Raw genomic sequence first — 25,479 nt, 5'->3', positions numbered from 1 at the left:
ATGCCCGAGAACCGCACCACCCTCGCGACCGAGACCCCCCGGCCGCCCTACGCCGACTACACCGTGGGCGAACCCGCCCGCGACACCAAGGCCCCCGAAGGACCCGTCGCCGAACGCTGGAACCGCCGCCGCTTCGAGGCCAAACTCGTCAACCCCGCCAACCGACGCAAGCACACCGTCATCGTCGTCGGCACCGGACTCGCCGGCGGCTCCGCCGGCGCCACCCTCGCCGAACAGGGCTACCACGTGGTCCAGTTCTGCTTCTCCGACTCCCCGCGCCGCGCCCACTCCATCGCCGCGCAGGGCGGCATCAACGCCGCCAAGAACTACCGCAACGACGGCGACTCCGTGCACCGCCTCTTCTACGACACCGTCAAGGGCGGCGACTTCCGGGCCCGCGAGTCCAACGTGCACCGCCTCGCCGAGATCTCCGTCCAGATCATCGACCAGTGCGTGGCCCAGGGCGTCCCCTTCGCCCGCGAGTACGGCGGCCTCCTCGACACCCGTTCCTTCGGCGGCGTCCAGGTCTCCCGCACCTTCTACGCCCGCGGCCAGACCGGCCAGCAACTCCTCCTCGGCGCCTACCAGGCCCTCTCCCGACAGATCGCCGCCGGCAACGTCGAGATGCACGCCCGCACCGAGATGCTCGACCTGATCGTCGTGGACGGCCGGGCCCGCGGCATCGTCGCCCGCGACCTGATCACCGGCGAGATCGGCACCCACTTCGCCGACGCCGTCGTCCTCGCCACCGGCGGCTACGGCAACGTCTTCTACCTCTCCACCAACGCCATGAACTCCAACGCCACCGCCGTCTGGCGGGCCCACCGGCGCGGCGCCTGGTTCGGCAACCCCTGCTTCACCCAGATCCACCCCACCTGCATCCCGCGCACCGGCGACCACCAGTCCAAGCTCACCCTGATGAGCGAGTCCCTGCGCAACGACGGCCGGATCTGGGTCCCCAAGGCCCACGGCGACACCCGGCCCGCCGCCGAGATCCCCGAGGACGAACGCGACTACTACCTGGAGCGGATCTACCCCTCCTTCGGCAACCTCGTCCCCCGCGACATCGCCTCCCGCGCCGCCAAGAACGTCTGCGACGAGGGCCGCGGCGTCGGACCCGGCGGCCAGGGCGTCTACCTCGACTTCGCCGACGCCATCCGCCGCATGGGCCGCGAGAAGGTCGCCGAGAAGTACGGCAACCTCTTCGACATGTACGAGCGGATCACCGCCGAGAACCCGTACGAGGTCCCCATGCGGATCTACCCCGCCGTCCACTACACGATGGGCGGCCTGTGGGTGGACTACGACCTGCAGACCAGCGTCCCCGGCCTGTTCGCCATCGGCGAGGCCAACTTCTCCGACCACGGCGCCAACCGCCTCGGCGCCTCCGCCCTCATGCAGGGCCTCGCCGACGGCTACTTCGTGCTCCCCGCCACCATCAACGACTACCTCGCCCGCCACCCCGGCCACGACACCCCCGACGCCGACCACCCCGAGGTCGCCGCCGCCGTCACCGAGACCCGCGACCGCATCGCCCGCCTCCTCGCCGTCGACGGCGACCGCACCCCCGACAGCTTCCACCGCGAGATCGGCGAGCTCATGTGGGAGCACTGCGGCATGGCCCGCACCGACGAGGGGTTGCGCACCGCACTCGCCCGGATCCCCGAGATCCGCGCCGAGTTCTGGCGCCGGATCAAGGTCCCCGGCACCGGCGAGCAGTTCAACCAGTCGCTGGAGAAGGCCAACCGGATCGTCGACTACCTCGAACTCGCCGAGCTGATGTGCCTCGACGCCCTGCACCGCGCCGAATCCTGCGGCGGCCACTTCCGCGAGGAGTCCCAGACCCCCGACGGCGAGGCCGCCCGCCGCGACGAGGAGTTCGCCTACGCGGCCGCCTGGGAGTTCACCGACACCGGCGCCGCCCCCGTCCTGCACCGCGAAGACCTCGTCTTCGAGTACGTCCACCCCACCCAGCGGAGCTACGCATGAGGCTCACCCTGCGCGTCTGGCGCCAGACCGGCCCCGACGCCCCCGGCGCCATGACCACCTACCCCGTGGACGGGATCTCCGAGGACATGTCCTTCCTGGAGATGCTGGACACCCTCAACGAGGACCTCATCCTGCGCGGCGAGGACCCCGTGGCCTTCGACCACGACTGCCGCGAGGGCATCTGCGGAGCGTGCAGCCTCGTCATCAACGGCGACGCCCACGGACCCGAGCGCACCACCACCTGCCAGCTCCACATGCGCTCCTTCGCCGACGGCGACACCATCGACGTGGAACCCTGGCGCGCCGCCGCCTTCCCCGTGGTCCGCGACCTCGTCGTCGACCGCGGCGCCTTCGACCGGGTCATCGGATCCGGCGGCTACATCACCGCCCCCACCGGCTCCGCACCCGAGGCCCACGCCACGGCCGTCCCCAAGGCCGACGCCGACCTCGCCTTCGAACACGCCGAGTGCATCGGCTGCGGAGCCTGCGTCGCGGCCTGCCCCAACGGCTCCGCGATGCTGTTCACCTCCGCCAAGGTCAACCACCTGAACGTGCTGCCGCAGGGCTCGCCCGAACGCGAGACCCGGGTCCTGGACATGGTCGCCACCATGGACGCCGAGGGCTTCGGCGGCTGCACCCTCACCGGCGAGTGCGCCACCGCCTGCCCCAAGGGCATCCCGCTCACCTCCATCACCACCATGAACCGCGAGTGGCTGCGGGCGCTGCGCAAGACCGGAGGCCGCTGAGCGACCCCCTGCCCAAGCTCCCCGGCCCCCGGCCCGCCGTGCCCACCGGACGCCTCCCCGGTGGGCACCGGCGCGTCCGACACTGCTCCGACCGGGCCACCCCCGCCCGCCCCGCCGCGCCGCACCCGCCCGCCCCGCCGACCGTGGGCGACAGTGGGCCCCATGCGCCAGCCACCCGCCCCGGCCCCCGCCCCCAGCCGCCGCACCCTGCTGGCGGCCCTCGCCCCGCTGCTCCTCGCCGGCTGCGCGGCCGAGGACGCCCCCACCCACCCCGCGCCCGGCCCCGCCGCCGCCCCCGACGCGGTGGTCCTGCTGCTGCGCAACGCCGAGGAACCCGTCCCCGGGGACGTGGGCGAGGGCGACGACGGGGAGGAGGACGCGGGCTCGCTCGCCTCGCGCGGCCGGCGCCGGGCCGAGGCCCTGCCCGAACTCTTCGCCCCCGCCCGCGCCGGCCGCCCGCCCCGCCCCACCGCCCTGTTCGCCGCCGGCGGCCTGCCCCGCTGCCGACAGACCCTCACCCCCTTGGCCGGCGCCCTGCGCCTGCCCCTGCGCGGCCCGGACGGACCCGGCCGGGAACGCGAGACGGCCGCCGCCGCCCTCGCCGCGAAGGGCCCCGTCCTGATCTGCTGGGACCGGCCCGCCCTGCCCAAACTCGTGCGCGCCCTCGGCGCGGACCGGGCCGTCGGCCTCCCCGCGGACTGGCCCGACCGCTTCGACGTCCTGTGGACCCTCACCCGCACCGCCGGCGTCTGGACCTTCCGCGAAACCCCCCAACACCTGCTGCCGGGGGACGCGTGAGGGTGGGGTCGGGGCGGGTCGGCCGGAAGGCCCGCACCCGCCTGCGACCTGGGCTTTCTTCCGGGTCGAAGGGCCTGTGAGGGTTTCGGATCGGGCCTCGGATCGGCTGTCGGTGGCGCCGCATACCTTGCGAACGATCACATGATCGGTTCGCGAAAGGAACGCGTTGTGAAGACCCGTACCCGTACCCTCCTGACCGCCGCGGTCGCCGTGTTGGCGCCCGTGGTCCTCCTCGCCGGCCCGGCGGCGGCCTTCGGCCCGGCACCGGCCCCGACCGGCGTCGTCACCCGTGACCCGGGCGCGGACCGCGCCGAGGTCGAGCGGATCCTCGACGCGGCGCGCAAGGCCGGCGACCGCGGGGTCACGCAGGCGGCCGAGGCCGCCCTGGCCGTCGGCACCCCGGAGGCGCTGCGCCGGTTCCTGGACGTCGAGTACCCCAAGCAGCAGTCCGACGACGACCACGTGTGGGCCGCCCGGGCCCTCTCCCTCGCCCGGAAGCACGACGACCGAGGCGTGGAGCGCGGTGCGCTGGCGGTGTTCCGCGAAGGGCGCTCGGCGAACCACTTCCGTCACGTCGAGCACCCCAAGCTCCGGTACCAGGACGACGCGGTGGCGATCGCCCGACTGATCGGCGCCCCGACCACCCCGCCCGAGCTCCGGGCCGAGGCCAAGTCGGTGCTGGATGACCGCCGGCCCGAGGTCCTGCGCGCCTTCGTCGAGCGACTCCGAGCCGAGCCGCGGGGCTGACCCCGCCGGCTCAGAGCTCCCCGCGCAGGGCGCGGGAGAGGTGGGGGGCCGTGCGGCTGCCCGGGGTGCGGGCCACGTCCTCCGGGCGGCCCTCGGCCACCACCCGGCCGCCGGCCGCGCCGCCGCCCGGTCCGAGGTCCACCACCCAGTCGGCACCCGCCGCCACCGACATGTCGTGCTCCACCACGACCACCGTGTGCCCGGCGTCCACCAGGGAGTGCAGCCGGTCCGCGAGCACCGCCACGTCCGCCGGATGCAGTCCCGTGGTCGGTTCGTCCAGCAGGTACAGGGTGTGTTCGCGGGCCGAGCGCCGCAGCTCCGAGGCCAGTTTCACCCGTTGGGCCTCACCGCCGGACAGCTCCGTGGCCGGCTGTCCCAGCCGCAGGTAGCCCAGTCCGACGCCCTCCAGGGCCCGCAGGGCGCGCGCCGCCGCCGGTTCCCCGGCCAGGAACTCCGCCGCCGCCTCCACCGTCAGGTCCAGCACCTCGGCGATGGTGCGGCCCCGCCACCGCACGGTGAGGGTCTCGGGGGAGTAGCGGCTGCCGGCGCAGTCCGGGCAGGGCGCGTAGGTGGTCGGCAGGAACAGCAGCTCCACCGAGACGAAGCCCTCGCCCTGGCAGGTCTCGCAGCGTCCGCCGGGCACGTTGAACGAGAAGCGGCCGGCCTTCCAGCCGCGCTCCCGGGCCTCCTCGGTGCCGGCGAAGAGTCGGCGCACCACGTCGAACAGGCCGGTGTACGTGGCGAGGTTGGAGCGGGGGGTGCGGCCGATGGGCTTCTGGTCCACCCGTACCGTGCGCCGCACCGGGAATCCGGGGTCCTCCGCGCGCGCCGCGACCTCCTCCGCGAGGGCCCGTCCGACCAGGGTGGACTTCCCGGAGCCCGAGACCCCGGTGACGGCCGTGAACACCCCCAGCGGGAAGTCCACGTCCACCCCGTCCAGGTTCAGCAGGCGCACGTCGGACAGGCGCACCGCGCCGCGCGGCTTCCGGCGGTCGGCGGCGCGGCGGGCCGGCGGGTGCGGGTCCAGGAACCGGGCGGTGGGGGAGTCCGGCACGCCGGCCAGGCCCTCCGGGGGGCCCGCCCACAGGATCCGTCCGCCGTGCTCGCCGGCGCCCGGTCCCAGTTCCACCAGCCAGTCGGCCCGCCGTACCACCGCCCGCTGGTGCTCCACCACGACCACCGTGTTCCCGGCCGCCCGCAGCCGGTCCAGGACCCCGAGCAGGGCCTCGGTGTCGGCGGGGTGCAGACCGGCCGAGGGCTCGTCCAGCACGTACACCACCCCGTACAGGCCCGAGCGCAACTGCGCGGCCAGACGCAGGCGTTGGAGTTCCCCGGCGGACAGGGTCGGCGCGGGGCGATCGGTCGAGAGGTGTCCGAGACCCAGTTCCAGACAGGGTGCGATCCGGGCCCGCAGATCGGCCAAGAGCAGTCGGGCCGCCTCGGCGGCCGCCCCGGTGAGCCCGTTCGGGTGCGGTTCGCCCTCCGCGTCCGCGAGCAGCGGGTCGAGTTCGGCCAGCGGCAGCGCGGCGAGGGCGGCCACGTCGTGTCCGGCGAAGGTCACGGCGAGGGCCTCGGGGCGCAGCCGGGCGCCGGCGCACACGGGGCAGGGCGCGTCCACGAGGAAGGACTCGGCGCGGGCCCGCAGGCTCGCGCTGCGGGTGTCGGCGAAGGTCTTGAGCACCCAGGCGCGGGCGCTGGTGTAGGTGCCCTGGTAGGGCCGGTTGATGCGGTCGGCGTCCCGCACGGGGTGCACGGTGACCACCGGGCGTTCGTCGGTGAACAGGATCCACTCCCGTTCGGCGGCCGGGAGTTCGAGCCAGGGGCGGTCCACGTCGTGCCCGAGGGCGTCGAGCACGTCGCGCAGGTTCTTGCCCTGCCAGGCCCCCGGCCAGGCCGCGATGGCGCCCTGACGGATGCTCAACGACGGGTCGGGCACCATCAGTTCCTCGGTGGTGCGGTGCACGCGGCCCAGGCCCTGGCAGTGCGGGCAGGCGCCCTCGGGGGTGTTGGGGGAGAAGGCGTCGGAGTCGAGGCGGGCCGCGCCCTCGGGGTAGGAGCCGGCGCGGGAGAGCAGCATGCGCAGGCTGTTGGAGAGCATGGTGACGGTGCCGACCGAGGAGCGGGAGCCCGGTTGGGAGCGGCGCTGTTCGAGGGAGACGGCGGGCGGCAGCCCCGTCACGTCGCCGACCTTGGGGGCGCCCACCTGGTGGATGAGCCGGCGGGCGTAGGGGGCGACGGACTCGAAGTATCGGCGTTGGGCCTCGGCGTACAGGGTGGCGAAGGCCAGGGAGGACTTGCCCGAGCCGGAGACCCCGGTGCAGACGGTGAGCGCGTCGCGGGGTATCGCCACGTCCACGCCGCGCAGGTTGTGCTCGCGGGCCCCGAGGATCCTGATGAAGGGGTCGCGGTCGGCGGGGTGGGCGGGTACGGGGTGCTCGGGGCGCATTCGCCCCATTTTAGTGAACGGCCGGTGCGCCCGCGGCCGGGGTCGGGGTGCGAGGGCGCAGGCCGAGCAGGCGGGCCAGGCGGGCGGTGCTGTCGGCGAGGGCGGCGCGGTCGTGGGCGCTGGTGGTGATCAGCAGCTCGTCCGCCCCGGTGTCCGCGACCGCGCGTTCCAGCGCGGCGGCCACCTCCGTCTCGGTGCCGACGATGTGGCCGGTGAGGGCGTCCTCGTAGCGTTCGCGCTCCTTTCGGCCCATCGTGGACGGGTCGACCTCCTCGGCCGGGATCAGCGGCGGGAACTCGCCCCGGGCGGCCGCGTACGCGGTGGAGCGGGCCTCAGGGGCGAGGATCCGGTGGGCGGCGGCCTCGGTGTCGGCGATGGCGACGGTCCCGGAGATCACGACGTGGGGGTGCTCGGCACGGGGCCCGGGCTTGAACTCCTCGCGGTAGCGCTCCACGATCTCCGCGACCCGCGCCCGCCGGCGCAGGTCGCCGACGACCAGGGGCAGGCCGGCGCGGGCGGCGATGCCCGCGCCCTCGCCGGTGGCCAGCACGAACACGGGCGGGCGCAGGCCCTCGGCGGGCCGGGCGTGCACGCCGGGGTGGGCGGCGCGGGTGCCGTCGAACCAGTCGAGGAGTTCGGCGAGCTGCTCCTCGAAGCGGTCGGCGTCCTCGCGGTCGTGCCCCAGGGCGCGCCGGACCCCCTCGGTGAAGCCCACCGAGCGGCCCACGCCCACGTCGATCCGGCCCGTGAAGAGGGATTCGAGGACGCCGAACTGTTCGGCGACGACGAACGGGGAGTGGTTGGGGAGCATGACCCCGCCGGTGCCCACCCGGATGCCGCGGGTGGCGGCGGCCACGGCGGCGGCCAGCACGGTGGGGGCGGAGCCGGCGACCCCGGGCACGGAGTGGTGCTCGGCGACCCAGAACCGGTGGTAGCCGAGGTCGTCGGCGGCGCGGGCGGCGGCCACGGTGTCGCGCAGGGCCCGGCCGGGTTCCTCGCCGACGCGGGTGCGAGAGCGGTCGAGGAGGGAGACCCGACCGTGCAGGAAGGGTTCGTCGGCGGGGCGCGTGCGAGGGCTCATGTTCGGGTCAACGCGTACGGGCGCGCGGGATTCCCGACTCGCGGGCGCGGGGGCCCGGGGGCACTGTGGAGGGGACGGCGGAGCGAGGAGGCAGTCCCATGGCAGACCACGTGTACCGGGTGACGGAGATCGTCGGGAGCTCCCCCGAGGGGGTGGACCAGGCCGTGCGCAACGGGATCGCGCGGGCGGCGGAGAAGCTGCGGGGGCTGGACTGGTTCGAGATCACGGAGGTCCGGGGGCACATCGAGGACGGGCGGGTCGCGCACTTCCAGGTGGGCATGAAGGTGGGCTTCCGGCTCGACGCGGAGGACTGAGCCCGGGGCCGGGCCCGGGGTCGGGTCCGGGCGGGCGGCGGCGGGGTCGTCGACGGCGCGCATCGCGCGGTCGGCGGCCCCGTATCGGCGTGCCCGGGGGTGGCCGGAATCGGTGTCCGGGGGAGGGGGAGGCGGCATTTTCGGCCGCCCGACCGGTATGGATCGTGGGTGGCGAGTGGGGCGCCCCTTGGTGACGGTTGGTCACCTATCATGCGATTGGTCCGGTTCACTTGGTGAAACGGGGGGTGGGGAATGTGGCACAGATGTGCGCAACTGGTGTGCGGGTCGTGGTGGTTCGGGGGTTTTGCGAAGACAATCCCCGGCGAAAGACCCTTGACCGACCTATTGGTCTATGCCAATTTCAAGCCATCTGAGAACGCCCCCCAGAAGGTGACCTTCGTGAAGATGCGCTTGCTTGCCGTGAGCACGGCCTTCGTGGCCGTGACCGCGGCGACCGTGACCGGTTGCAACCCGTTCGGGGGCGACGACGCCCCGGGTGGCCGCCGGACGGTCACCCTCTGGCTGATGAAGGGCAGCGCCTCGGACGAGTTCGTCGCGCGCTTCACCAAGAGCTTCGAGGAGGAGCACCCGGACTACGACCTCCAGGTGAAGATCCAGGAGTGGACCGGCATCGGCGCCAAGGTCAACGCCGTCCTCAAGGGGGAGTCCAAGGAGACCGCCGACGTCATCGAGGTCGGCAACACCCAGGTCGCCCAGTACATCGAGACCGGCGGCCTGACCGAACTCACCCTCGAATCCCTGGGCAAATGGGGCGGCCGGGACTGGCTCCGGGGTCTGGCCGACCCCGGCCAGCTCAACGGCGCCCAGTTCGGCGTGCCCTGGTACGCGGCCAACCGCGTCGTCGTCTACGACAAGCAGATCTTCGAGGAGGCCGGCGTCAAGACCCCGCCCAAGACCCGGGCCGAGTGGATCGCCGCCACCGAGAAGATCAACAAGGGCGACACCCAGGGCATCTACCTCCCCGGCCAGAACTGGTACGTCTACGCCGGGTTCCTGTGGGACGAGGGCGGCGACTTCGCCACCGAGACCGGCGGCAAGTGGGTCGCCGGCCTCGACAGCGACGCCTCCGCCGCCGCCATGGACTTCTACAAGCAGCTCCAGGCCCTCGGCAAGGGACCCAAGGGCGCCGACGAGGAGACCCCGCCCCAGGCCGAGGTCTTCGCCAAGGGCGGGATCGGGCAGATCATCGCCACCCCCGGCGCGATCGGCGAGATCGAGGAGGCCAATCCCGCCCTCAAGGGCCGCCTCGGCGTGTTCCCGATCCCCGGCAAGGCCGCCGACAAGGCCGGCGCCGTGTTCACCGGCGGCTCCGACCTGATCATCCCCGAGCGGACCGGCAACCGCGCCGGGGCCATCGACCTCGTCAGCTCCCTCATCAGCGAGAAGTGGCAGACCGACCTCGCCCACGAGATGAGCTACGTCCCCAACAAGAACACCCTCGCCCACCTCGTCAAGGACAACCCCGGCGTCTCCGCCATGGCACCCGGCGCCGCCCAGGGCCGCGCCACCCCCAACTCCGCCCGCTGGGCCGAGGTCGAGGCCAAGAACCCCGTCAAGCCGTTCATGACCGCCGTCCTCGGCGGCAAGGACCCCAAGGAGGCCGGCCGCACCGCCTCCACCGCCATCTCCGACGTGCTCAACTCCGACCGCTGAGCCCACCCGCACGACCCCGGGCGCGCCCGCCGACCACCCGCGCGCCCGGTCCCGCCGCCGCGGCCCCCCCGCCCGGCGGCCCCCGCCCGCCCCCGCCGTCCCCTCCCCCTTCCGGCGCGGGCGGGCGGCCGCGGGCCCGGAAGGCGTGCCCCGAACCCCACGCGGCCCCGCGCGCCCCCGGACCCCCACCGTCCCCGGACGGCCCGCCGGCCGGAACCCACCATTGGGCATCCCCACACCGCCCCGTCGCCGACCGGTCACGTCGATTCCAGCACCGCACGGAAGAAACGAGATGCCGCCCCCGCACACCCGGGAGCGGCCTCCCGCCGCGCGCACCTGGAGACGCCATGACCGTCGCCCCGCTCCCGATCGTCGACCCGGCCGCCGTCCCCCGCCCCCGCACCCCCCTGCGGGCCCTCGCCCCCACCGGCCCCGCCGAACCCCCCGCCTACACCGTCCGCCTCGCCCGCGACGCCGACGAGGTCCGGGCCGCCCAACGCCTGCGCCACCAGGTCTTCGCCGGCGAGTACGGCGCCCGCCTCGACGGCCCCGAACCCGGACTCGACAGCGACGAGTTCGACGCCCACTGCGACCACCTCGTGGTGCTGGAACGCCACAGCGGCCAGGTTGTCGGCACCTACCGGATCCTGCCGCCCGAACGGGCCGCCGCGGCCGGCCGGCTCTACTCCGAGACCGAGTTCGACCTCTCCGCCCTCGCCCCGATCCGCTCCGAGCTCGTGGAGGTCGGCCGCTCCTGCGTCCACCCCGACCACCGCGACGGCGCCGTCATCGCCCTCATCTGGGCCGGCCTCGCCCGCTACATGGAACGCGGCGGCCACACCTGGCTCGCCGGCTGCTGCTCCGTGCCACTGGCCGACGGCGGCCGGCTCGCCGCCGACGCCCGCGCCACCACCCTCGCCCAGGCCCTCGCCCCCGCCGAACACCGCGTCACCCCGCACCGCCCCTGGACCCCCGACCCCGCCCACGTCACCCCCGCCGGCGCCGGCCGGAACGCCCTGCCCGCCCTGCTGCGCGGCTACCTGCGACTGGGCGCCTGGGTCTGCGGGGAACCCGCCCACGACCCCGAGTTCGACTGCGCCGACCTCTTCGTGCTGCTCTCCCTGCGGCGCACCAACCCCCGCTACCTGCGCCACTTCCTCTCCCTGGCGCCGGCGGAGTGAGACCCGTGAGCGTCTGGCTGCCCACCGCGCCCTGCACCCCCGCCGCCTGCGCCGTCCCCGGCCCCGACGAGACCGCCCCCGAGACCGGCCCCGACGAGACCCGCGCGGGCCGGGAGCGCGACCGGGCCGGGCTCGCGCGGGCCGTGCTGCGCCTCGCCGCCCTCGCCCTCGTGATCCTCGTCGGGATCCTCGGCGCCGCCCCCACCCGCGCCCTGCCCGCCGCCCGCCGGCACCGCCTCACCACCGCCTTCGCCCGCGCCGTGCTCCGCGCCGTCGGCGTCCGCCCCGACCTGCCCGACCCCAGCGCGTTCCGCGTCGACCCGAACGCCCCGGGCGGCGGCACGCTCCTCGTCGCCAACCACGTCTCCTGGCTCGACATCCCCCTGATCGCCGCCGTCGCCCCCGGCCGCGTCCTCGCCAAGAGCGAGATCGGCGCCTGGCCGGTCCTGGGCGGCCTCGCCGCCCGCGCCGGCACCCTGTTCGTGGACCGCGACCGGATCCGCGCCCTGCCCGCCACCGTCGCCGCGCTCACCGCCGCCCTGCGCGCCGGCGACCGCGTCCTCGTCTTCCCCGAGGGCAGCACCTGGTGCGGTCGGACGGGCGGCCGGTTCCGCCGCGCCCCCTTCCAGGCCGCCCTTGACGCCGGGGTTCCCGTACGCCCCCTCACCGTCCGCTACCTGCGCCCCGACGGGGGGCGCGCCGCGGCCCCCGCGTTCGTCGGCGACGACCCGCTCACCGCCTCGCTGTGGCGGGTCGCCCGCGCTCGGGGCATCCGCGCCGAACTGCGCGTCCTGCCCGCGATACCCCCCGGCCGGCACGTCGACCGCCGGGCCCTGGCCCACACCGCCCGCACCGCCCTGACCCGGGCCGGCGTCCCCCTGGGGGAGGCCGACCCGGGTCGGACGCGGCCCGCGCGGAACGGGCCCCCCAGCCGGCCTCAGGCGGCCGGCGCCGGCTCCTCGCCCGCCACGGCCAAGGACAACGCGAAGCGGCCCGCCGTGTCCGTCCACCAGTGCGTCAACTCAAGCCCCGCCGCAGCCAGTTCCGCTCGCACCCCCTCCTGACGGAACTTCGCCGAGATCTCCGTCAGGATCTCCTCCCCGGCCGCGAAGGACACCACCAGGTCCAGGGCCCGGACCTTCACCGACAGGGCCCGCCGGGCCCGCAGCCGCATCTCGATCCACTCCCGGTCGGCGTTCCACACCGCCACGTGCGCGAAGGCGTCGAGCGGGAAGTCGGCGTCCAGCTCACGGTTCACCACCGCCAGCACGTTCCGGTCGAACTCCGCCGTGACCCCGGCCGCGTCGTCGTACGCGGCCACCAGCGTCGCCTCGTCCTTGACCAGGTCTGTGCCCAACAACAGCGCGTCCCCCGGCGCGAGCATCGCCCGCACCGACCGCAGGAACCCCGCCCGCTCCCGCGGCGCCAGGTTCCCGATCGTGCCGCCCAGGAACACCACCAGCCGGGGCCCCGGTGTCCGAGGCAGCGTCAACGGGGCCGTGAAGTCCGCCGACAACGCCGCCACCCGCAGCCCCGGATGCTCCGCGCGCAGCACCTCCGCCGCCCCCAACAGGGCGCTCTCGCTCACGTCCACCGGCACGTACACCGACAACTCGGGCAGCGCCTCGATCAGGTGCCGGGTCTTCTCCGAGGACCCCGAACCCAGCTCCACCAGGGTCCGGGCCCCGCTCGCCCGCGCGATCTCCCCGGCCCGCGCCCGCAGGATCTCCCGCTCCGCCCGCGTCGGGTAGTACTCCGGCAGCCGCGTGATCTCCTCGAACAGCTCGCTGCCCCGCGCGTCGTAGAACCACTTCGGCGGCAGCGACTTCACCGCCCCGGTCAGCCCCTCGGCCACGTCGGCGCGCAGCGCGCGCTCGGCCGCGTCCTCGTCCAGGGTCCTCGTCAGACTGAACTCGCTCACCGGACACTCTCCTCGAAAGCCGTCAATACCGCGCCGGCCGGGTCCGCCGTGACCAGGGTGCGGTCCGGGACCTCCCGCCAGCCGGGTTCGTCGTCGAAAGGTTCGGAGGCCACCACCGTGCCGCCCGGCTCCGGCCCCGCACGCCACCACAGCGAGTCCCCCCACGCCGTGGCGTGGATCCGGACCCCGTCGGTGAGCAGCAGGTTGAGCCGGGCGCCGGGCGCCGCCCGCGCCAGCTCCGCGACCGTCTCCACCAGCGCCGCGCCCGGCTCCCGACCGGCCCGCAGCCGCTCCAGCACCAGAGCCCACACCAGGGCCGAATCGGTCCGGGCCGCCGACTCCCACAGGGCCCGCGCCGGCAGCACCCGGGCCGCGAGCTCCACCGCCGGCCCCTCCGGCCACCCCGGCAACATCCCGTTGTGACTGAACAGCCAGGCGTCGGCCGCGAACGGCGCGGCCGCCGCCTCCCCGTCCGCGCCCGGCCGGGTCGCGTCCCGCACGGCGGCCAGCAGCCCGTGCGTGCGCACCACCCGCGCCAGGTCCGCCGCGCCCTCGTCGCCCCAGATCGGGGTCGCCCGCCGGTAGCGGGCCGGGCGCGGGTCCCCCGGCGCGTACCAGCCGAGGCCGAAGCCGTCGGCGTTGACCGTGCCGTGCCGCTGCCGGCGCGGCGCCCACGACTGGCGCAGCAACCCGTGCGGCGGCTCGAACACCAACCGTCCGATGGTCAACGCAGGCCCCACATAAGCGATATGACGGCACATCAGACGTCCCTCGCGGTGCGGAACCCGGCGAAGATCTGGCGGCGCACCGGCAGGTCCCAGTTGCGGAACGTGCCCCGGCAGGCCACCGGCGCCACCCCGAAGGAACCGCCCCGCAACACCTTGTGCTCGGGGCCGAAGAACACCTCGGAGTACTCGCGGTACGGGAACGGCCGGAACCCCGGGTACGGGGTGAAATCGCTCGCCGTCCACTCCCACACGTCGCCGATCAACTGGTGCACGCCCAGCGGGGACGCCCCCGCCGGCAGGCTGCCCACCGGCAGCGGCCGGAGCAGCCGCTGGCCCAGGTTCGCGCGTTCGGGCGTGGGCTCGGCCTCCCCCCACGGCCACCGGCGCACGCTCCCGTCCGCCGGGTCCTGCCGCGCGGCCTTCTCCCACTCGGCCTCCGTCGGCAGCCGCCGGCCCGCCCACCGGGCCCAGGCGTCGGCCTCGTACCAACTGACGTGCACCACCGGCTCCTCGGCCGGCACCGGCTCCACCCGCCCGAACCGGCGCCGCAGCCACTGGCCGCCCTCGCGGTGCCAGAACAGCGGGGCGGTGATCCCGTGCGCCCGGATCTGCTCCCAGCCGGCCGGCAGCCACCAGCGCGGGTCCTCGTACCCCCCGTCGGCCATGAACGCCAGGTAGGCCGCGTTCGTGACCGGGGTGGTGTCGAGATGGAAGGGCGCGACCTCCCGCACGTGGGCCGGGCGCTCGTTGTCCAGGGACCAGGGATCGGTGGAGGTGCCCATCGTGAACGGGCCGCCCGGCACCAGCACCTCGGCCCGCAGCGGGGGTCCCGGGGGTGCGACGGCGGGCGCGGGGTCCGCCAGCGCGGGCGGCCCCTGCCGCAGCTGATGGGTGATCAACATGGTCTCATCGTGCTGCTGTTCGTGCTGGGCGATCATCCCGAAGACGAAACCGTCGGCCAGCAGCTCCGAGCCCTCCCAGGGGGCGCTCGTCACGAGGTCCAGGACCCGGCCGCGCACCTCGGCGGTGTACGCGCGGGCCTCCTTCGGCGGCAGCAGCGGCAGCTTGGGGCGTTCGGCGCGCGGGTGCTCGAACGCGTCGTAGAGGGGGTCCAGCTCGGGCTGGAGCGCGGACCGGCCGGCGACCCGGCGCAGCAGCCACAGCTCCTCCATGTTCCCGATGTGCGCCAGGTCCCAGACCAGCGGCGACATCAGGGGGGAGTGCTGGGCGACCAGGTCGGGGTCGGGGACGGCGTCGGTCAGGGCCGCGGTGCGCTCACGGGCGGCGATCAGCTCGGCTGCGGCGTGCTCGCGTGAGCCGGGCGCCGGCGCGGCGGGGGCCGTGGGCGGGGAAGGGGGCGCGGCCGTCGGGTTCGGCGGGGTCGCGGGGGTCACGGGGTTCACGGGGTTCGCGGGGGAGGGGCGGTCGGTCTCGGTCACGGCTGCCCCGCTTCCCGCGCGTCGGCGCCGACGGGGCGCCACGGATCGGTCTCGTCATCGGCCGGACATCGCCCTCGGGCCACGTACCGTTCGGTGAACTCCGCGACGCGGGCCCGCAGCGGCTCGGGCACCCCGAGCCGGGGCAGCGCCTCCTCGGCGGCCCGGAAGCAGGCCCGCGCCGCCGACCGCAGCTCCGGATCGGCGGGCCCCAGCCGCGCCGCCGCCCGCCACAGCTCGTTGCGCGGGGCCGGTTCCGGCCCGGACCGCTCGGCGAGCCCGCGCACCACCCGCCAGGCCGTCTCGCCGGCCTCCGGGTCGTCGAACAGGGCGTGCACCACCAGGATCGGCACCATCCAGCCGTCGGCGCCGGGCTGCGCGTCGATCATCCGCAGCTCCAGGTGCCCGCCGCGCGGCCGGACCGGGGGGAACAGGGTGGTCAGGTGGTAGTCGAGGTCCTCGCGGCGGGCGGGCCGGCCGGCGTCGCCGCCGCGCAGCCAGTCCCGGAAGCTCAGCTTCTCCGGCACCTCCCACGCGCCGGCCCCGTCGGCCCCGGCCCCGTCGGCTCCGGCCCCGCTCCCGGTCTCGTCCCGGCGCACGCACATCACGTGCGTGTCCAGGACCGAACGCGGCCAGGCCCGGCGCGGGTCCTCGGCCGGGTCCGGGGCCAGCGACCGGGCCGGGTCCAGGTCGGCCCACAGGCCCTGGCGGGCGCTGCGCCAGCCCGCGTAGGGCCCCGAGGGGGCACCCGGCGAGTTCGCGAACGCGGCCACGAGCACGGCGCCCAGCAGGTGCGCCAGCTCCCAGCGGCGCCGGTGCCCCAGGGGGCCGTCCGCCTCGTGCCCGGCGTCCACGCAGACCTGCACCGAGGCCGAACCGCACATCATCGAGTGCCCGGCCGAACCGATCCGGTCGAAGTAGCGCTCCATCGCGTCGTAGCGCGGCGAGCGCAGGTAGCGGGGGGTCGGCCGGGGGTCCAGGCCGCGCCCCACCAAGGTGAGCCCCAGGGGCGCGAGGGCGGCGCGCACGGCCGTCAGGTCCGCGTCCAGTTCGGCCACGCAGGCGGCGGGGGAGGTCGCGGGCGACGAGCTGAGTTCGAGCTGACCGCCCGGTTCCACGGTCAGCGCGGAGCGCAGCGGCAGGGCCCCGGCGGCGGCGTGCGCGGCGGCGAGCCGCTCGGCCGAGGGCGGGACGTGGGGGTTCGCGGGGTCCCAGACCAGCCATTCCAGTTCGGCGCCGACCAGGCGCGGGGGGCCGGTCTTGAAACAGATGCCGTGCAGGAGGTCCTCGGCCTCCGGTTCGGTGATCCTCGGAGGGTGCGGGGCCGGTGGGACGGGGGCGTGCGGTGGGTCCTGGGCCATGACGGGATCCTCGTCTCCAGTCGCGTGCCGTGGGTTGGCCAACCCTCCCTACCCGCCGTCCTCGGGGGACGAATCGCGGAACTCGCCCGAAACTCCTTTGCCGGCCGAAACCCGCCCCGTCAGGATGATCCGATGAGCGGCAGACTCAAGGCCCTGGCGAGGGAGAACGCGAAGATCGTGGCCACCGGCGGGTACCGGTCACCGTCCGGCCGGCCGGTGGATCTGGCCGACGCCCTGGCGGAAGCCCTGGCGCAGACCAGAATATATGGGCCGGAATCGGTCGAACCAGGAGAATTGGGCCGACCGGCGGACGCGCCGGGTGCGGCGGCGCGAACCCCGACCCGTTTCGAGGTGACGGGCGAGAGCTCCACGGTCGCGGCCCGCCGTCTCGCCGGCTCCCCGGACGGCTCGGTCGCCGTCCTCGCCTTCGCCTCCGCCCGCAACCCCGGCGGCGGCTACGTCAACGGGGCCAAGGCCCAGGAAGAGGCCCTGTGCCGGGCCTCCGCCCTGTACGAGACGCTGCTGACGGCCCGGGAGTTCTACGAGGTCCACCGGGCCGGAGCGAGCACCTTCTACACCGACCGGGTGATCCACTCCCCGGGCGTGCCGGTGTTCCGCGACGACCGGGGCCGGCTCCTGGAACACCCCTTCCGGGTCTCCTTCCTCACCTCGCCCGCCCCGAACGCGGGCACCGTCCGCCGGGCCGAACCCGACCGCGCCCCCGAGATCCCCGCCGCCCTGGTCCGGCGGGCCGAACGGGTCCTGGAGGTCGCCGCCCGGCACGGCCACCGCCGCCTGGTCCTCGGCGCCTGGGGCTGCGGGGTCTTCCGCAACGACCCGGCCGCGGTGGCCGCCGCCTGGCACACCCACCTCACGGGCCGCTTCGCCCACGCCTTCGACCACGTGGTGTTCGCGATCCTGGACCGCGACCCGGCCGTCCGCGCCCCCTTCGACGCGGCTTTCGGCACGGGCCTCGGCACGGGCCTCGGTGGGCCGGGCGGGGTTCAACGCCAGCCGTAGCGCTCCCGCAGCCGCTCCACCACGAGCGAGAACCGGGCCCGGTCCAGCGCGCATGCCTCGCGCCGCATCCCCGATTCGTGCAGCCGCAACACCCGGTCCACGTCCACCCAGGACTCGCGCCCCGCCCGGTCCCAGGGCCCGGAGCCGATCGGCACCCACTCGCGGTCGGCGTCGTGCCGCTTGCTCGACAACTGCACGGCCAACACCGTGCCCCCGCTCTCCTCGCGGGCCACCACCAGCACCGGCCGGTCCTTGCCGCGCCCGTCGTTCTCTTCAAAGGGCACGAAGGTCCACACGATCTCGCCGGGATCCGGGTCCCCGTCGTGATCGGGCGCGTACGAGGTGCGCACGGGACCGATCCGGGAGGGATCGGCCTCCACCGTGGCGTGCGGCCCGAACTGTCCGGGCAGGGGCTCGGGTTCACGGGGATCGGGGAAACCGTCGTGGGCGGTGCGCGAGAGGGCCGTCATGCGGCCGAGGGTAGCGGGCACGCGAGGGCGACCGGGGGCGTGCGCCCGCGCGCGTGGGCCGCCGGCGGCCGGGGACGGGCCGACAGGCTGAAGACTCCACCGGCCCGCTCGCCCCCACCCGTTCGGCGGATCGAGGTTCGGCCACGGTCACGCGGACGGGGGTCCGACGACGGGCCCGGGGCGCGGCCGGCGGCGCGCGGAAGCGGCCGGAACGGGCGCGCGATCGGCGACGGACGGCCTCGCCTCACGCCCGGCGGGGGCGCGTTGACGGTGCCCGGGGCGAGGGCGACGGGCCGTGCGGGGGAGTCCGCCCGGGACCGGCCCGCCGGGTTGCGCGCTCGCCTCGGCGTGGAGGGCGCGCGCCGAACGGAACCCGTCCGGGCGATCGACGTAGAACCATTGACGAGTCCGAGCCCCGCCACACGGGCCCCAAACACACCACACCGCGCACCCCACACACCCCACCCCACGGACCCCGCACCCACCGAGCGCCACCCCACCGCCCCCGCCCGCCCCACCACGCCCACCGGGCCCCGCCCCACCGGGCCCCGCCCCACCGGGCCCCGCCCCACCGGGCCCGCGCCCGGTCCCACCACGCTCGCGCCGGGCCCGCCCATCACGCCCACCGGGCCTGCGCCCGGCCTCGCCACCGCGCGCGCCGGGCCCGTCCCGCCACGCCCGCCGGGCCCCGCCCCACCACGTCCGCCCGCAGCTCCACCACGGCCCGTGCCAGGCTGCCCCATCACGCCCATCGAGCCTGCGTCCGGCCCCACCACGCTCGCTGGGTCCCACCGCGCCCGCCAAGTCCCTGCCTCACCACGGCCAGCGCCCAGCCCCGCCACGACCCGCGCCGGGCCCCGCTCGGCAGTGGCCGGGCGCTGCCGGCCTCGGCGCCGAAGCCGGCGGCCATCGGGGGCGGCACCCGAGAGATCGCGTGCGCGGCGCCCGAGGGGGTGTGGAGGGTGCGAACGGGCGGCGCGCGCCGCCTGGCCGGCTCGGCCCCGGGCGCCAGTCGGCGAGGACGAGCGCCTGCCCCGCGCGTTTGCAGTCGCCGGGGCCGGGGCGCGGCCCGTTCCGGCGCCGGCGCCCATCGCGTACGTCCGCGTGGGGCCGTCGATCCGCGCCCCGGCGAGCCCTCCCGGACCGGTTGCCGCGTCCTGAGCCGCGGAACGCCCCGACACGCGGGACCGGGCCCGCAGCGCCACGCCGATGCTCCCCGCCCACCCGCCGCCCGGGGGTGCCGCCGGCGCCTGTGAGGTCGGCCGCCGTGCTGGGGCCGGCGTGCCCGGGACACCCCCGTGCGCCGACGGGATGTGCGACCCACCCGGCGCGAGCTCGTGTTCGCGCCCGTCGTCGCCCGGGGTGCTGCCGGCTCCTGAGAGACCGGTCGCAGTGGAGGGGCCGCCGTGCCCGGGATCCCGCGCCCCGATGGGACGTGCGACGCACCTGGCGCGATCTCGCGTCCGCGCCCCCCGCCGCTCGGGGCACGGTCGGTGCTTGGGAGGCCGGTAGCCGTGCAGGAGCCGCCGTGCCCGGGATCCCACGCCTCGATGGGACGTGCGGCTCCCCCGGTGCGTACTCGTGTTCGTGCCCTCCCGCCGCTCGGGGTGCGGCCGGTGCCTGGGAGGGCGGTCGCTGTGGAGGGGCCGCCGTGCCCGGGATCTCGTGCGCCGATGGGACGCGACCCACCCGGCAGGAACCCGTGTTCCGTGCCGCCCCGCCGCTCGGGGCGCGGCCGGTGCCTGGGAGGGCGGTCGCCGATCTCGTGCGCCGGCGGGGCGCGTGACTTGTCCGGCGCGTATTCGTGTTCGCGGCGGCCCGCCGTTCGAGGCGCGGTCGGTGTCGGGGAGGGGTGGTCGCCGTGTGGGGAGGCGTCCCCGGGGTCCGCGCGTCGGCGGGGCGCGCGACTCGCCCGGCGCGCGGTCGGGTTCGCGGGGTGCGGGCCGGCCGGGGGGACGCGGCGTGCGGGCGGCGCCGGATCGGACGGCGCGTCCGCCCGGGGCCCGGTCCGGCGGCCGTCGGGCGCCGCGGTGGGGCCGGACCGGGCACGGCGTCGACCGGGCATTCGAGGCCACGGGCGTCCCCCGGTTCGATTACACGTGCCAATGAATCGTGTAACCCCACTCTCGCATTCCTTTCAGGCCATCTGCCGGCCCCACGGGCCGAACGGTCTGGAAAGATGCCGAGGCAATGTCACAGTCACCGCACCCCCCACAACGGCCGACCGGACCCGAGGACTCCACCGCGTCCGACCGCAGCCCCGCGCCCCCAGGCCCCCCCGGCCCGACCCTCGGCGGGTCCCTCGCCGCCGCGCCCCCGGCCCCGCCGCCGCCCGTCGTCGGAGCCGCGCCGACGAGCGCCGACGTGGCCCGGCTCGCGGGCGTCTCCCGGGCCACGGTCAGCTACGTCCTCAACAACGCCTCCGCCGTACGCATCAGCGAGCCCACCCGGCGCAAGGTCCGCGAGGCCGCCGAGGAACTCGGATACGTGCCGCACGCGGCCGCCCGCACCCTGCGCGCCGGCCACACCCGGATCGTGCTCATGCCCACCTCGCACGTCCCCGTCGGACCCCTCTACAGCACCTTCCTCAACGAACTCCAGTGGTCCCTGCGCCGCCTGGACTACACCGTGGTCCAGTACGGCAGCCTCGGGCTCTCCGGCAACCAGGCCGCCCGCGCCTGGGCCGAACTGCGTCCCGTGGCGGTGATCGCACTCGGCGAGATCACCCTCGACGCGGACAACGTCGCCACCCTCAAGCGGGCCGGCGCCCGCGCCGTGCTCACCCTCGGGCAGGAGCCCGTGGAGGGCGCCCACGCCCTCCTCATGGACCAGTCCGAGGTGGGCCTGCGCGCCGTGGCCCACCTGATCGAACGCGGCCGCCGCCGCATCGGGGTGGTCGTGCCCCGCGAGAACGGCCTGGAACTGTTCTCCGCGCCCCGGCTCGCCGGCGCCCGCTCGGCCGCCCGCCAGGCCGCCGAACAGGGGGTCACCGGGGTGACCGTGCTGCCGCTGCCGATGTCCTACACCGAGGAGTCGGGGGCCGAGCTGGCCGCCCGCTGGCGGGAGTCCAAGCTGGACGCCGTCTTCGCCTACAACGACGAGTACGCCATGGTCCTCATGCGCGCCCTCGCCGACGAGGGGCTGCGGGTCCCCGAGGACGTCGCCGTGATGGGCGCCGACGACCTCATGATCGGCCGCATGCTGCGCCCCCGGCTCAGCACCGTCCGCCTGGAGGTCCCCAGCGGCGACCACCTCGCCGCCGTCGTCGACCAGGCCGTCTCGCGACCCGAGACCGAGCCCGGCCGGCACGAGCTGAGCAAGGCCCGGGCCGTGCCCCGCGAGACCACCTGAGGCCCGACCCGGCCGGACCCCGCCCCCGGCCGGGGCCCGGAACCGGCGGGCGTTGACAGGCCGCGATCATCGGACGGACACTGCGGACGCGCCCCACCGGGCGCTCCTCCGCCGCGACGGCGCGCGCGGACCGGCCCCGCCGTGCGGCCGGACCCGGGCGCCCCGCCACGCGGTCGACCCGTCGGAGCCGGACCCGGGAGAGACCCCCCTGTGAGCAGCATCCGAGACGTGTACGTGGTGGACGCCGTACGGACCCCGATCGGCCGGTACGGCGGGGCGCTCGCCGGGGTGCGCCCCGACGACCTCGCCGCCCACGTCCTGCGGTCCCTGATCGACCGCAGCCCCGCCCTCGACCCGGCCCGCGTGGACGACGTGTACTTCGGCGACGCCAACGGCGCCGGCGAGGACAACCGGGACGTGGCCCGGATGGCGGTGCTGCTGGCCGGGCTGCCCGTGACGGTCCCCGGGGTGACCGTGAACCGGCTCTGTGGCTCCGGCCTGGAGGCCGTGATCCAGGCGGCCCGTGCCATCGCCGTCGGCGACGCCTCGGTGGCCGTCGCGGGCGGGGTCGAGTCGATGAGCCGCGCCCCGTGGGTGGTGCGGAAGCCCGAGCGGCCGCACCCGGCCGGCCACCAGCAGATGTGGTCCACCACCCTCGGCTGGCGGATGACCAACCCCGCCCTGCCCCCCGAGTGGACCGTCCCCCTGGGCGAGGGCGCCGAACTGATCGCCGCCCGCCACGGCATCACCCGCGAGGCCCAGGACGCCTTCGCCCTCGACAGCCACCGCAAGGCCGCCGCCGCCCACGCCGAGGGCCGGTTCGACGCCGAGCTCGTGCCCGTCCCCCGCGTCGCCCTCGACCGCGACGAGTCCGTGCGCCCCGACACCACCGCCGCCGCCCTGGCCCGGCTCCGCCCGGCCTTCCGAGAGGACGGCACCGGCACCGTCACCGCCGGCAACGCCTCCCCCCTCAACGACGGGGCCGCCGCCCTGCTGTTGACCGACGAGGCCGGGCTCGCCACGACCGGCCGCGAACCCCTGGCCCGGATCCGGGCCTCCGCCGTCACCGGCATCGAGCCCCACCTCTTCGGCCTCGGCCCCGTCGACGCCGTCGCCAAGGCCCTGGCCCGCGCCGGCCGGGGGATCCGCGAGCTGACCACCGTGGAACTCAACGAGGCATTCGCCGCGCAGGCCCTGGGCTGCCTGGAGGCGTGGCCGGAACTCGACCCGAAACTCCTCAACCCCTGGGGCGGGGCCATCGCGCTCGGTCACCCCCTCGGGGCCTCCGGCGCACGCCTGGCGGGCACGGTCGCGCACCGGCTCGCCGCCGCCGGCTCCGGGGTCGGCCTGGCGGCCCTGTGCGTGGGCGTCGGCCAAGGGATCGCGCTGGTCCTCGAACGCTGACCCCGCCGGCCCGACGCCGTCGCCCTGACGCCGTCGCTCCGACCCCGCCGGCCCGCCCGGGCGGCCGGGTGGGCCGGAACCTACGATGACCGCATGGACGCCGACCACACCGAGCACCCTCCCGTGCGGCACCCGCCCAAGCCGCGGCCCGGGGACACCGTCGCCGTGCTCTCGCCCTCCTCGGGCCTGGCCGGCCTGCTGCCGCGCCCCCACGAACTGGGGCTGCGGCGGCTGCGGGAGGAGTTCGGGCTGGTCGTGCGCGAGTACCCCACCACCCGGACCCCGGGCGCGAGCGCCGCCGCCCGCGCCGCCGACCTGCACGCCGCGTTCGCCGACCCCGAGGTGAAGGCGGTGATCGCGACCATCGGCGGCGACGACCAGATCACCGTGATCCCGCACCTGGACGCCGAGCTCCTGCGCGCCCACCCCAAGCCCTTCTTCGGCTACAGCGACAACACCAACCTGCTGCTGTTCCTGCGCTCGCTCGGCATGGTCGCCTACCACGGGGCCAGTGTCATGACCGAGTTCGGCCGCCCCGGCGCCCTGCACCCGCTCACCGCCGCCTCCGCGCGGGCCGCCCTCTTCGACACCGGCCCCTTCGAACTCACCCCCGCCGAGTCCTTCCGCGACCTCGACCGCCCCTGGGACGATCCCGCGACCTTCGAGGCCGAACCCGAGACCGAACCGGCCGGGGGCTGGACCTGGCGCAACGCGGACCGGGTGGTCGAGGGCCGGGCCTGGGGCGGGAACCTGGAGATCCTCACCTGGATGCTCGCCGCCGCCCGCACCGGCCCGCGCGACACGGACCGCGACGGCGAGGTCCTGTTCGTGGAGACCTCCGAGGAACTCCCCCCGGCCGAGGAGGTGTTCCGGATGCTCCGCAACCTCGGCGAACGCGGACTGCTCGCCCGCTTCGCCGCCGTCCTCGTCGGCCGCGCCAAGGCCCGCAGCCTCGACCACCTGCCCGACGCCGAGACCCGGGCCCGCTACCGCGCCGACCAACGGGCGGCCGTGGAGCGGGTGTTGGAGGCGTACGCGCCCACCGCGCCCGCCGTCTTCGACGTGGACCTCGGCCACACCGACCCACAACTCGTCATCCCGGTCGGCGGCCTGGTGCGCGTGGACGGCCCCGCCCGCCGGATCCACGTCACCTACTGAGCACACGCGCTGGCCGGATCGCTCCGGACCCGATCGGGACCTGACGTTTCCGGGGCGGAATTCGGTCAGCACGGCGAGCGCATATGCCCGATAACCGATCTGGTTCGCACGGTCCGCTCTGGCACGATGATCCGGCCGATCGGCTGCCCCCCACCCCGTGTCCCGCCCCCGGAGGTCGCGCCATGCCCCTGATCGACCCCACCCGCCGCCGCCCCGACCACGGCCCCGGCCCCCTCGGCGGCGGCCGGGCCGCCGTCCTCGAACCCGCCACCGGGGACGCCCTCGCCGAGATCGAGCACGCCGCCCCCGCCGACGTGGCCCCGGCCGCCGCCCGCGCCGCCGAGGCGCAACCCGCCTGGGCCGCCGCCGGCCACATCGCCCGCGCCGCCGTCCTGCGCCGCGCCGCCGCCCTCTTCGAGGAACACGCCGACGAACTGCGCACCTGGCTCGTCCGCGAATCCGGCTCCATACCCGGCAAGGCCGACTTCGAACTCCACGTCGCCGTCCAGGAGTGCCACGAGGCCGCCGCCCTCGCCTCCCGCCCCACCGGCCAGGTGCTGCGCAGCGAGAGCGCCCGCCACTCCTTCACCGAACGCCGCCCCGCCGGCGTCGTCGGGGTCATCGCCCCCTTCAACGCCCCCCTGATCCTCGCCATCCGCTCCGTCGCCCCCGCCCTGGCCCTCGGCAACGCCGTCCTGCTCAAACCCGACCCGCGCACCGCCGTCTGCGGCGGCCTCGCCCTCGCCGCCGTGTTCGAGGCCGCCGGACTGCCCCCGGGCCTCCTGACGGTCCTGCCCGGGGACGGCGCCGTCGGCGCGGCCCTCGTCACCGACCCCGCCGTCCGCGTGGTCTCCTTCACCGGCTCCACCGCCGTCGGCCGCACCGTCGGCGAACTCGCCGGCCGCACCCTCACCCGCGCCCACCTCGAACTCGGCGGCAACTCCGCCCTCCTCGTCCTCGCCGACGCCGACCTGGAGGCCGCCGTCGCCCAGGCCAGTTGGGGCAGCTTCTTCCACCAGGGCCAGATCTGCATGACCGCCGGCCGGCACCTCGTCCACGCCTCCCGGTACGACGAGTACGTGGAACGCCTCGCCGCCCGCGCCGAGGCCCTCGCGGTCGGCGACCCCTACCGCGACCGCGTCCACCTCGGCCCCCTCATCGACCGCCGCCAGCTCGACCGGGTCCGCTCCCTGGTCACCCGCAGCCTCGAACACGGGGCCAAGGCCGTCGCCGGCGGCGTCCACGAGGACGACACCCTCTTCCACCGGCCCACCGTCCTGGCCGGCTGCGGCGAGGACACCCCGGCCTGGACCGAGGAGGTCTTCGGCCCGGTCGCCCCCGTGCGCCCCTTCGAGACCGAGGACGAGGCCGTGGCCCTCGCGAGCGCCGGCCCCTACGGCCTCTCGTTGGGCATCGTCACCGCCGACGCCGCCCGCGGCCTCGCACTCGCCGACCGCATCCCCACCGGCATCGCCCACGTCAACGACCAGACCGTCAACGACGAGGCCGTCGCCCCCTTCGGCGGCCTGGGCGCCTCCGGCACCGGCGCCCGCTTCGGCGGCGAGGCCAACCTCGACGCCTTCACCGAACTGCGCTGGACCACCCTGCGCGCCACCGCGCCCGCGCACCCGTTCTGAACCGATCCGGCACGTGC

General features: G+C 75.9%; 19 protein-coding genes and 1 pseudogene. 13 read left to right on the top strand and 7 right to left on the bottom strand.

Annotation, left to right across the window (positions count from 1 at the left end; genetic code table 11):
* The 4 genes from ACN20G_RS01470 to ACN20G_RS01455 all read left to right on the top strand — a co-directional run bounded on the left by ACN20G_RS01470 (position 1) and on the right by ACN20G_RS01455 (position 4,280).
* A complete protein-coding gene (locus ACN20G_RS01470) occupies positions 1-1,989 on the top strand; it encodes a fumarate reductase/succinate dehydrogenase flavoprotein subunit (protein ID WP_424210857.1) in 1,989 nt (662 codons plus the stop codon).
* Positions 1,986-2,735, top strand: coding sequence for a succinate dehydrogenase/fumarate reductase iron-sulfur subunit (locus ACN20G_RS01465; protein WP_424210856.1), 750 nt, complete (start codon positions 1,986-1,988; stop codon positions 2,733-2,735). Before ACN20G_RS01470 ends, ACN20G_RS01465 begins: the two co-directional genes overlap by 4 nt.
* 162 nt (positions 2,736-2,897) lie before the next feature.
* Positions 2,898-3,533: a hypothetical protein gene (locus ACN20G_RS01460; protein WP_424210855.1), complete on the top strand. Its 636-nt coding sequence runs from the start codon at positions 2,898-2,900 to the stop codon at positions 3,531-3,533.
* Between the two features lie 168 nt (positions 3,534-3,701).
* A complete protein-coding gene (locus ACN20G_RS01455) occupies positions 3,702-4,280 on the top strand; it encodes a hypothetical protein (RefSeq protein ID WP_424210854.1) in 579 nt (192 codons plus the stop codon).
* A 10-nt stretch (positions 4,281-4,290) separates the two neighbouring features.
* Here the strand turns inward: ACN20G_RS01455 and ACN20G_RS01450 are convergent, their stop codons facing one another.
* Together ACN20G_RS01450 and ACN20G_RS01445 are read right to left on the bottom strand one after the other, a co-directional pair.
* The gene (locus ACN20G_RS01450; protein WP_424210853.1) at positions 4,291-6,726 is read right to left on the bottom strand and encodes an ATP-binding cassette domain-containing protein; all 2,436 of its coding nucleotides are present in this window, start codon (positions 6,724-6,726) and stop codon (positions 4,291-4,293) included.
* Between the two features lie 10 nt (positions 6,727-6,736).
* Positions 6,737-7,807 (bottom strand): MsnO8 family LLM class oxidoreductase, encoded by a 1,071-nt coding sequence (locus ACN20G_RS01445; RefSeq protein ID WP_424210852.1) that lies wholly within the window; start codon positions 7,805-7,807, stop codon positions 6,737-6,739.
* Between the two features lie 98 nt (positions 7,808-7,905).
* Between ACN20G_RS01445 and ACN20G_RS01440 the strand changes: the two genes are divergently transcribed.
* From ACN20G_RS01440 to ACN20G_RS01425, 4 genes and pseudogenes are all read left to right on the top strand, one after another.
* Complete coding sequence (locus tag ACN20G_RS01440) at positions 7,906-8,121, top strand: dodecin (protein WP_424210851.1); 216 nt, start codon at positions 7,906-7,908, stop codon at positions 8,119-8,121.
* A 405-nt stretch (positions 8,122-8,526) separates the two neighbouring features.
* The gene (locus ACN20G_RS01435) at positions 8,527-9,795 is read left to right on the top strand and encodes an extracellular solute-binding protein (protein WP_424215325.1); all 1,269 of its coding nucleotides are present in this window, start codon (positions 8,527-8,529) and stop codon (positions 9,793-9,795) included.
* Between the two features lie 347 nt (positions 9,796-10,142).
* Positions 10,143-10,976, top strand: coding sequence for a GNAT family N-acetyltransferase (locus ACN20G_RS01430; RefSeq protein WP_424210850.1), 834 nt, complete (start codon positions 10,143-10,145; stop codon positions 10,974-10,976).
* Positions 10,973-11,587: pseudogene (locus ACN20G_RS01425) on the top strand (lysophospholipid acyltransferase family protein); the annotation flags it as partial. The gene ACN20G_RS01430 and the pseudogene ACN20G_RS01425, both read left to right, overlap by 4 nt.
* 326 nt (positions 11,588-11,913) lie before the next feature.
* Here ACN20G_RS01425 and egtD read toward each other — a convergent pair.
* The 4 genes from egtD to egtA are packed head-to-tail and all read right to left on the bottom strand — an operon-like array spanning position 11,914 to position 16,422.
* Entirely contained in the window at positions 11,914-12,897 is a 984-nt protein-coding gene (egtD, locus tag ACN20G_RS01420) for an L-histidine N(alpha)-methyltransferase (RefSeq protein WP_424210849.1), read from the bottom strand.
* Complete coding sequence (gene egtC, locus ACN20G_RS01415) at positions 12,894-13,658, bottom strand: ergothioneine biosynthesis protein EgtC (protein WP_424210848.1); 765 nt, start codon at positions 13,656-13,658, stop codon at positions 12,894-12,896. Before egtC ends, egtD begins: the two co-directional genes overlap by 4 nt.
* Positions 13,658-15,019, bottom strand: coding sequence for an ergothioneine biosynthesis protein EgtB (egtB, locus tag ACN20G_RS01410; RefSeq protein WP_424215324.1), 1,362 nt, complete (start codon positions 15,017-15,019; stop codon positions 13,658-13,660). Before egtB ends, egtC begins: the two co-directional genes overlap by 1 nt.
* Positions 15,020-15,060: 41 nt before the next feature.
* Entirely contained in the window at positions 15,061-16,422 is a 1,362-nt protein-coding gene (gene egtA, locus ACN20G_RS01405; protein ID WP_424210847.1) for an ergothioneine biosynthesis glutamate--cysteine ligase EgtA, read from the bottom strand.
* 132 nt (positions 16,423-16,554) lie between these two features.
* Here egtA and ACN20G_RS01400 point away from each other — a divergent pair, with 132 nt between their 5' ends.
* Positions 16,555-17,442, top strand: a complete 888-nt coding sequence (locus tag ACN20G_RS01400) for a TIGR02452 family protein (protein WP_424210846.1) — start codon at positions 16,555-16,557, stop codon at positions 17,440-17,442.
* Here the strand turns inward: ACN20G_RS01400 and ACN20G_RS01395 are convergent.
* Entirely contained in the window at positions 17,427-17,912 is a 486-nt protein-coding gene (locus tag ACN20G_RS01395; RefSeq protein WP_424210845.1) for a type II toxin-antitoxin system PemK/MazF family toxin, read from the bottom strand. The two genes, ACN20G_RS01400 and ACN20G_RS01395, sit on opposite strands and share 16 nt — an antisense overlap.
* 2,190 nt (positions 17,913-20,102) lie before the next feature.
* Here ACN20G_RS01395 and ACN20G_RS01390 point away from each other — a divergent pair.
* The 4 genes from ACN20G_RS01390 (at position 20,103) to ACN20G_RS01375 (ending at position 25,462) form a co-directional block, all read left to right on the top strand.
* Positions 20,103-21,263: a LacI family DNA-binding transcriptional regulator gene (locus ACN20G_RS01390; protein ID WP_424210844.1), complete on the top strand. Its 1,161-nt coding sequence runs from the start codon at positions 20,103-20,105 to the stop codon at positions 21,261-21,263.
* A gap of 210 nt (positions 21,264-21,473) precedes the next feature.
* Positions 21,474-22,667: a thiolase family protein gene (locus tag ACN20G_RS01385; protein WP_424210843.1), complete on the top strand. Its 1,194-nt coding sequence runs from the start codon at positions 21,474-21,476 to the stop codon at positions 22,665-22,667.
* Between the two features lie 93 nt (positions 22,668-22,760).
* A complete protein-coding gene (locus tag ACN20G_RS01380; protein WP_424210842.1) occupies positions 22,761-23,825 on the top strand; it encodes a S66 family peptidase in 1,065 nt (354 codons plus the stop codon).
* Positions 23,826-24,007: 182 nt separating this feature from the next.
* Positions 24,008-25,462, top strand: coding sequence for an aldehyde dehydrogenase family protein (locus tag ACN20G_RS01375; protein ID WP_424210841.1), 1,455 nt, complete (start codon positions 24,008-24,010; stop codon positions 25,460-25,462).
* The last annotated feature ends 17 nt before the right edge of the window (positions 25,463-25,479 follow it).

It is taken from the genome of Streptomyces dryopteridis, from assembly GCF_049606955.1.
Classification (GTDB): Bacteria; Actinomycetota; Actinomycetes; order Streptomycetales; family Streptomycetaceae; genus Streptomyces.
This window is presented reverse-complemented; position numbering and strand designations above follow the sequence as displayed.

Coding starts and splice junctions, on each gene's coding strand:
- ACN20G_RS01470 (WP_424210857.1), top strand. CDS start 1: ATGCCCGAGAACCGCACCACCCTCGCGACCGAGACCCCCCGGCCGCCC.
- ACN20G_RS01465 (WP_424210856.1), top strand. CDS start 1,986: ATGAGGCTCACCCTGCGCGTCTGGCGCCAGACCGGCCCCGACGCCCCC.
- ACN20G_RS01460 (WP_424210855.1), top strand. CDS start 2,898: ATGCGCCAGCCACCCGCCCCGGCCCCCGCCCCCAGCCGCCGCACCCTG.
- ACN20G_RS01450 (WP_424210853.1), bottom strand. CDS start 6,726: ATGCGCCCCGAGCACCCCGTACCCGCCCACCCCGCCGACCGCGACCCC.
- ACN20G_RS01445 (WP_424210852.1), bottom strand. CDS start 7,807: ATGAGCCCTCGCACGCGCCCCGCCGACGAACCCTTCCTGCACGGTCGG.
- ACN20G_RS01440 (WP_424210851.1), top strand. CDS start 7,906: ATGGCAGACCACGTGTACCGGGTGACGGAGATCGTCGGGAGCTCCCCC.
- ACN20G_RS01435 (WP_424215325.1), top strand. CDS start 8,527: ATGCGCTTGCTTGCCGTGAGCACGGCCTTCGTGGCCGTGACCGCGGCG.
- ACN20G_RS01430 (WP_424210850.1), top strand. CDS start 10,143: ATGACCGTCGCCCCGCTCCCGATCGTCGACCCGGCCGCCGTCCCCCGC.
- egtC (WP_424210848.1), bottom strand. CDS start 13,658: ATGTGCCGTCATATCGCTTATGTGGGGCCTGCGTTGACCATCGGACGG.
- egtA (WP_424210847.1), bottom strand. CDS start 16,422: ATGGCCCAGGACCCACCGCACGCCCCCGTCCCACCGGCCCCGCACCCT.
- ACN20G_RS01400 (WP_424210846.1), top strand. CDS start 16,555: ATGAGCGGCAGACTCAAGGCCCTGGCGAGGGAGAACGCGAAGATCGTG.
- ACN20G_RS01395 (WP_424210845.1), bottom strand. CDS start 17,912: ATGACGGCCCTCTCGCGCACCGCCCACGACGGTTTCCCCGATCCCCGT.
- ACN20G_RS01390 (WP_424210844.1), top strand. CDS start 20,103: ATGTCACAGTCACCGCACCCCCCACAACGGCCGACCGGACCCGAGGAC.
- ACN20G_RS01380 (WP_424210842.1), top strand. CDS start 22,761: ATGGACGCCGACCACACCGAGCACCCTCCCGTGCGGCACCCGCCCAAG.
- ACN20G_RS01375 (WP_424210841.1), top strand. CDS start 24,008: ATGCCCCTGATCGACCCCACCCGCCGCCGCCCCGACCACGGCCCCGGC.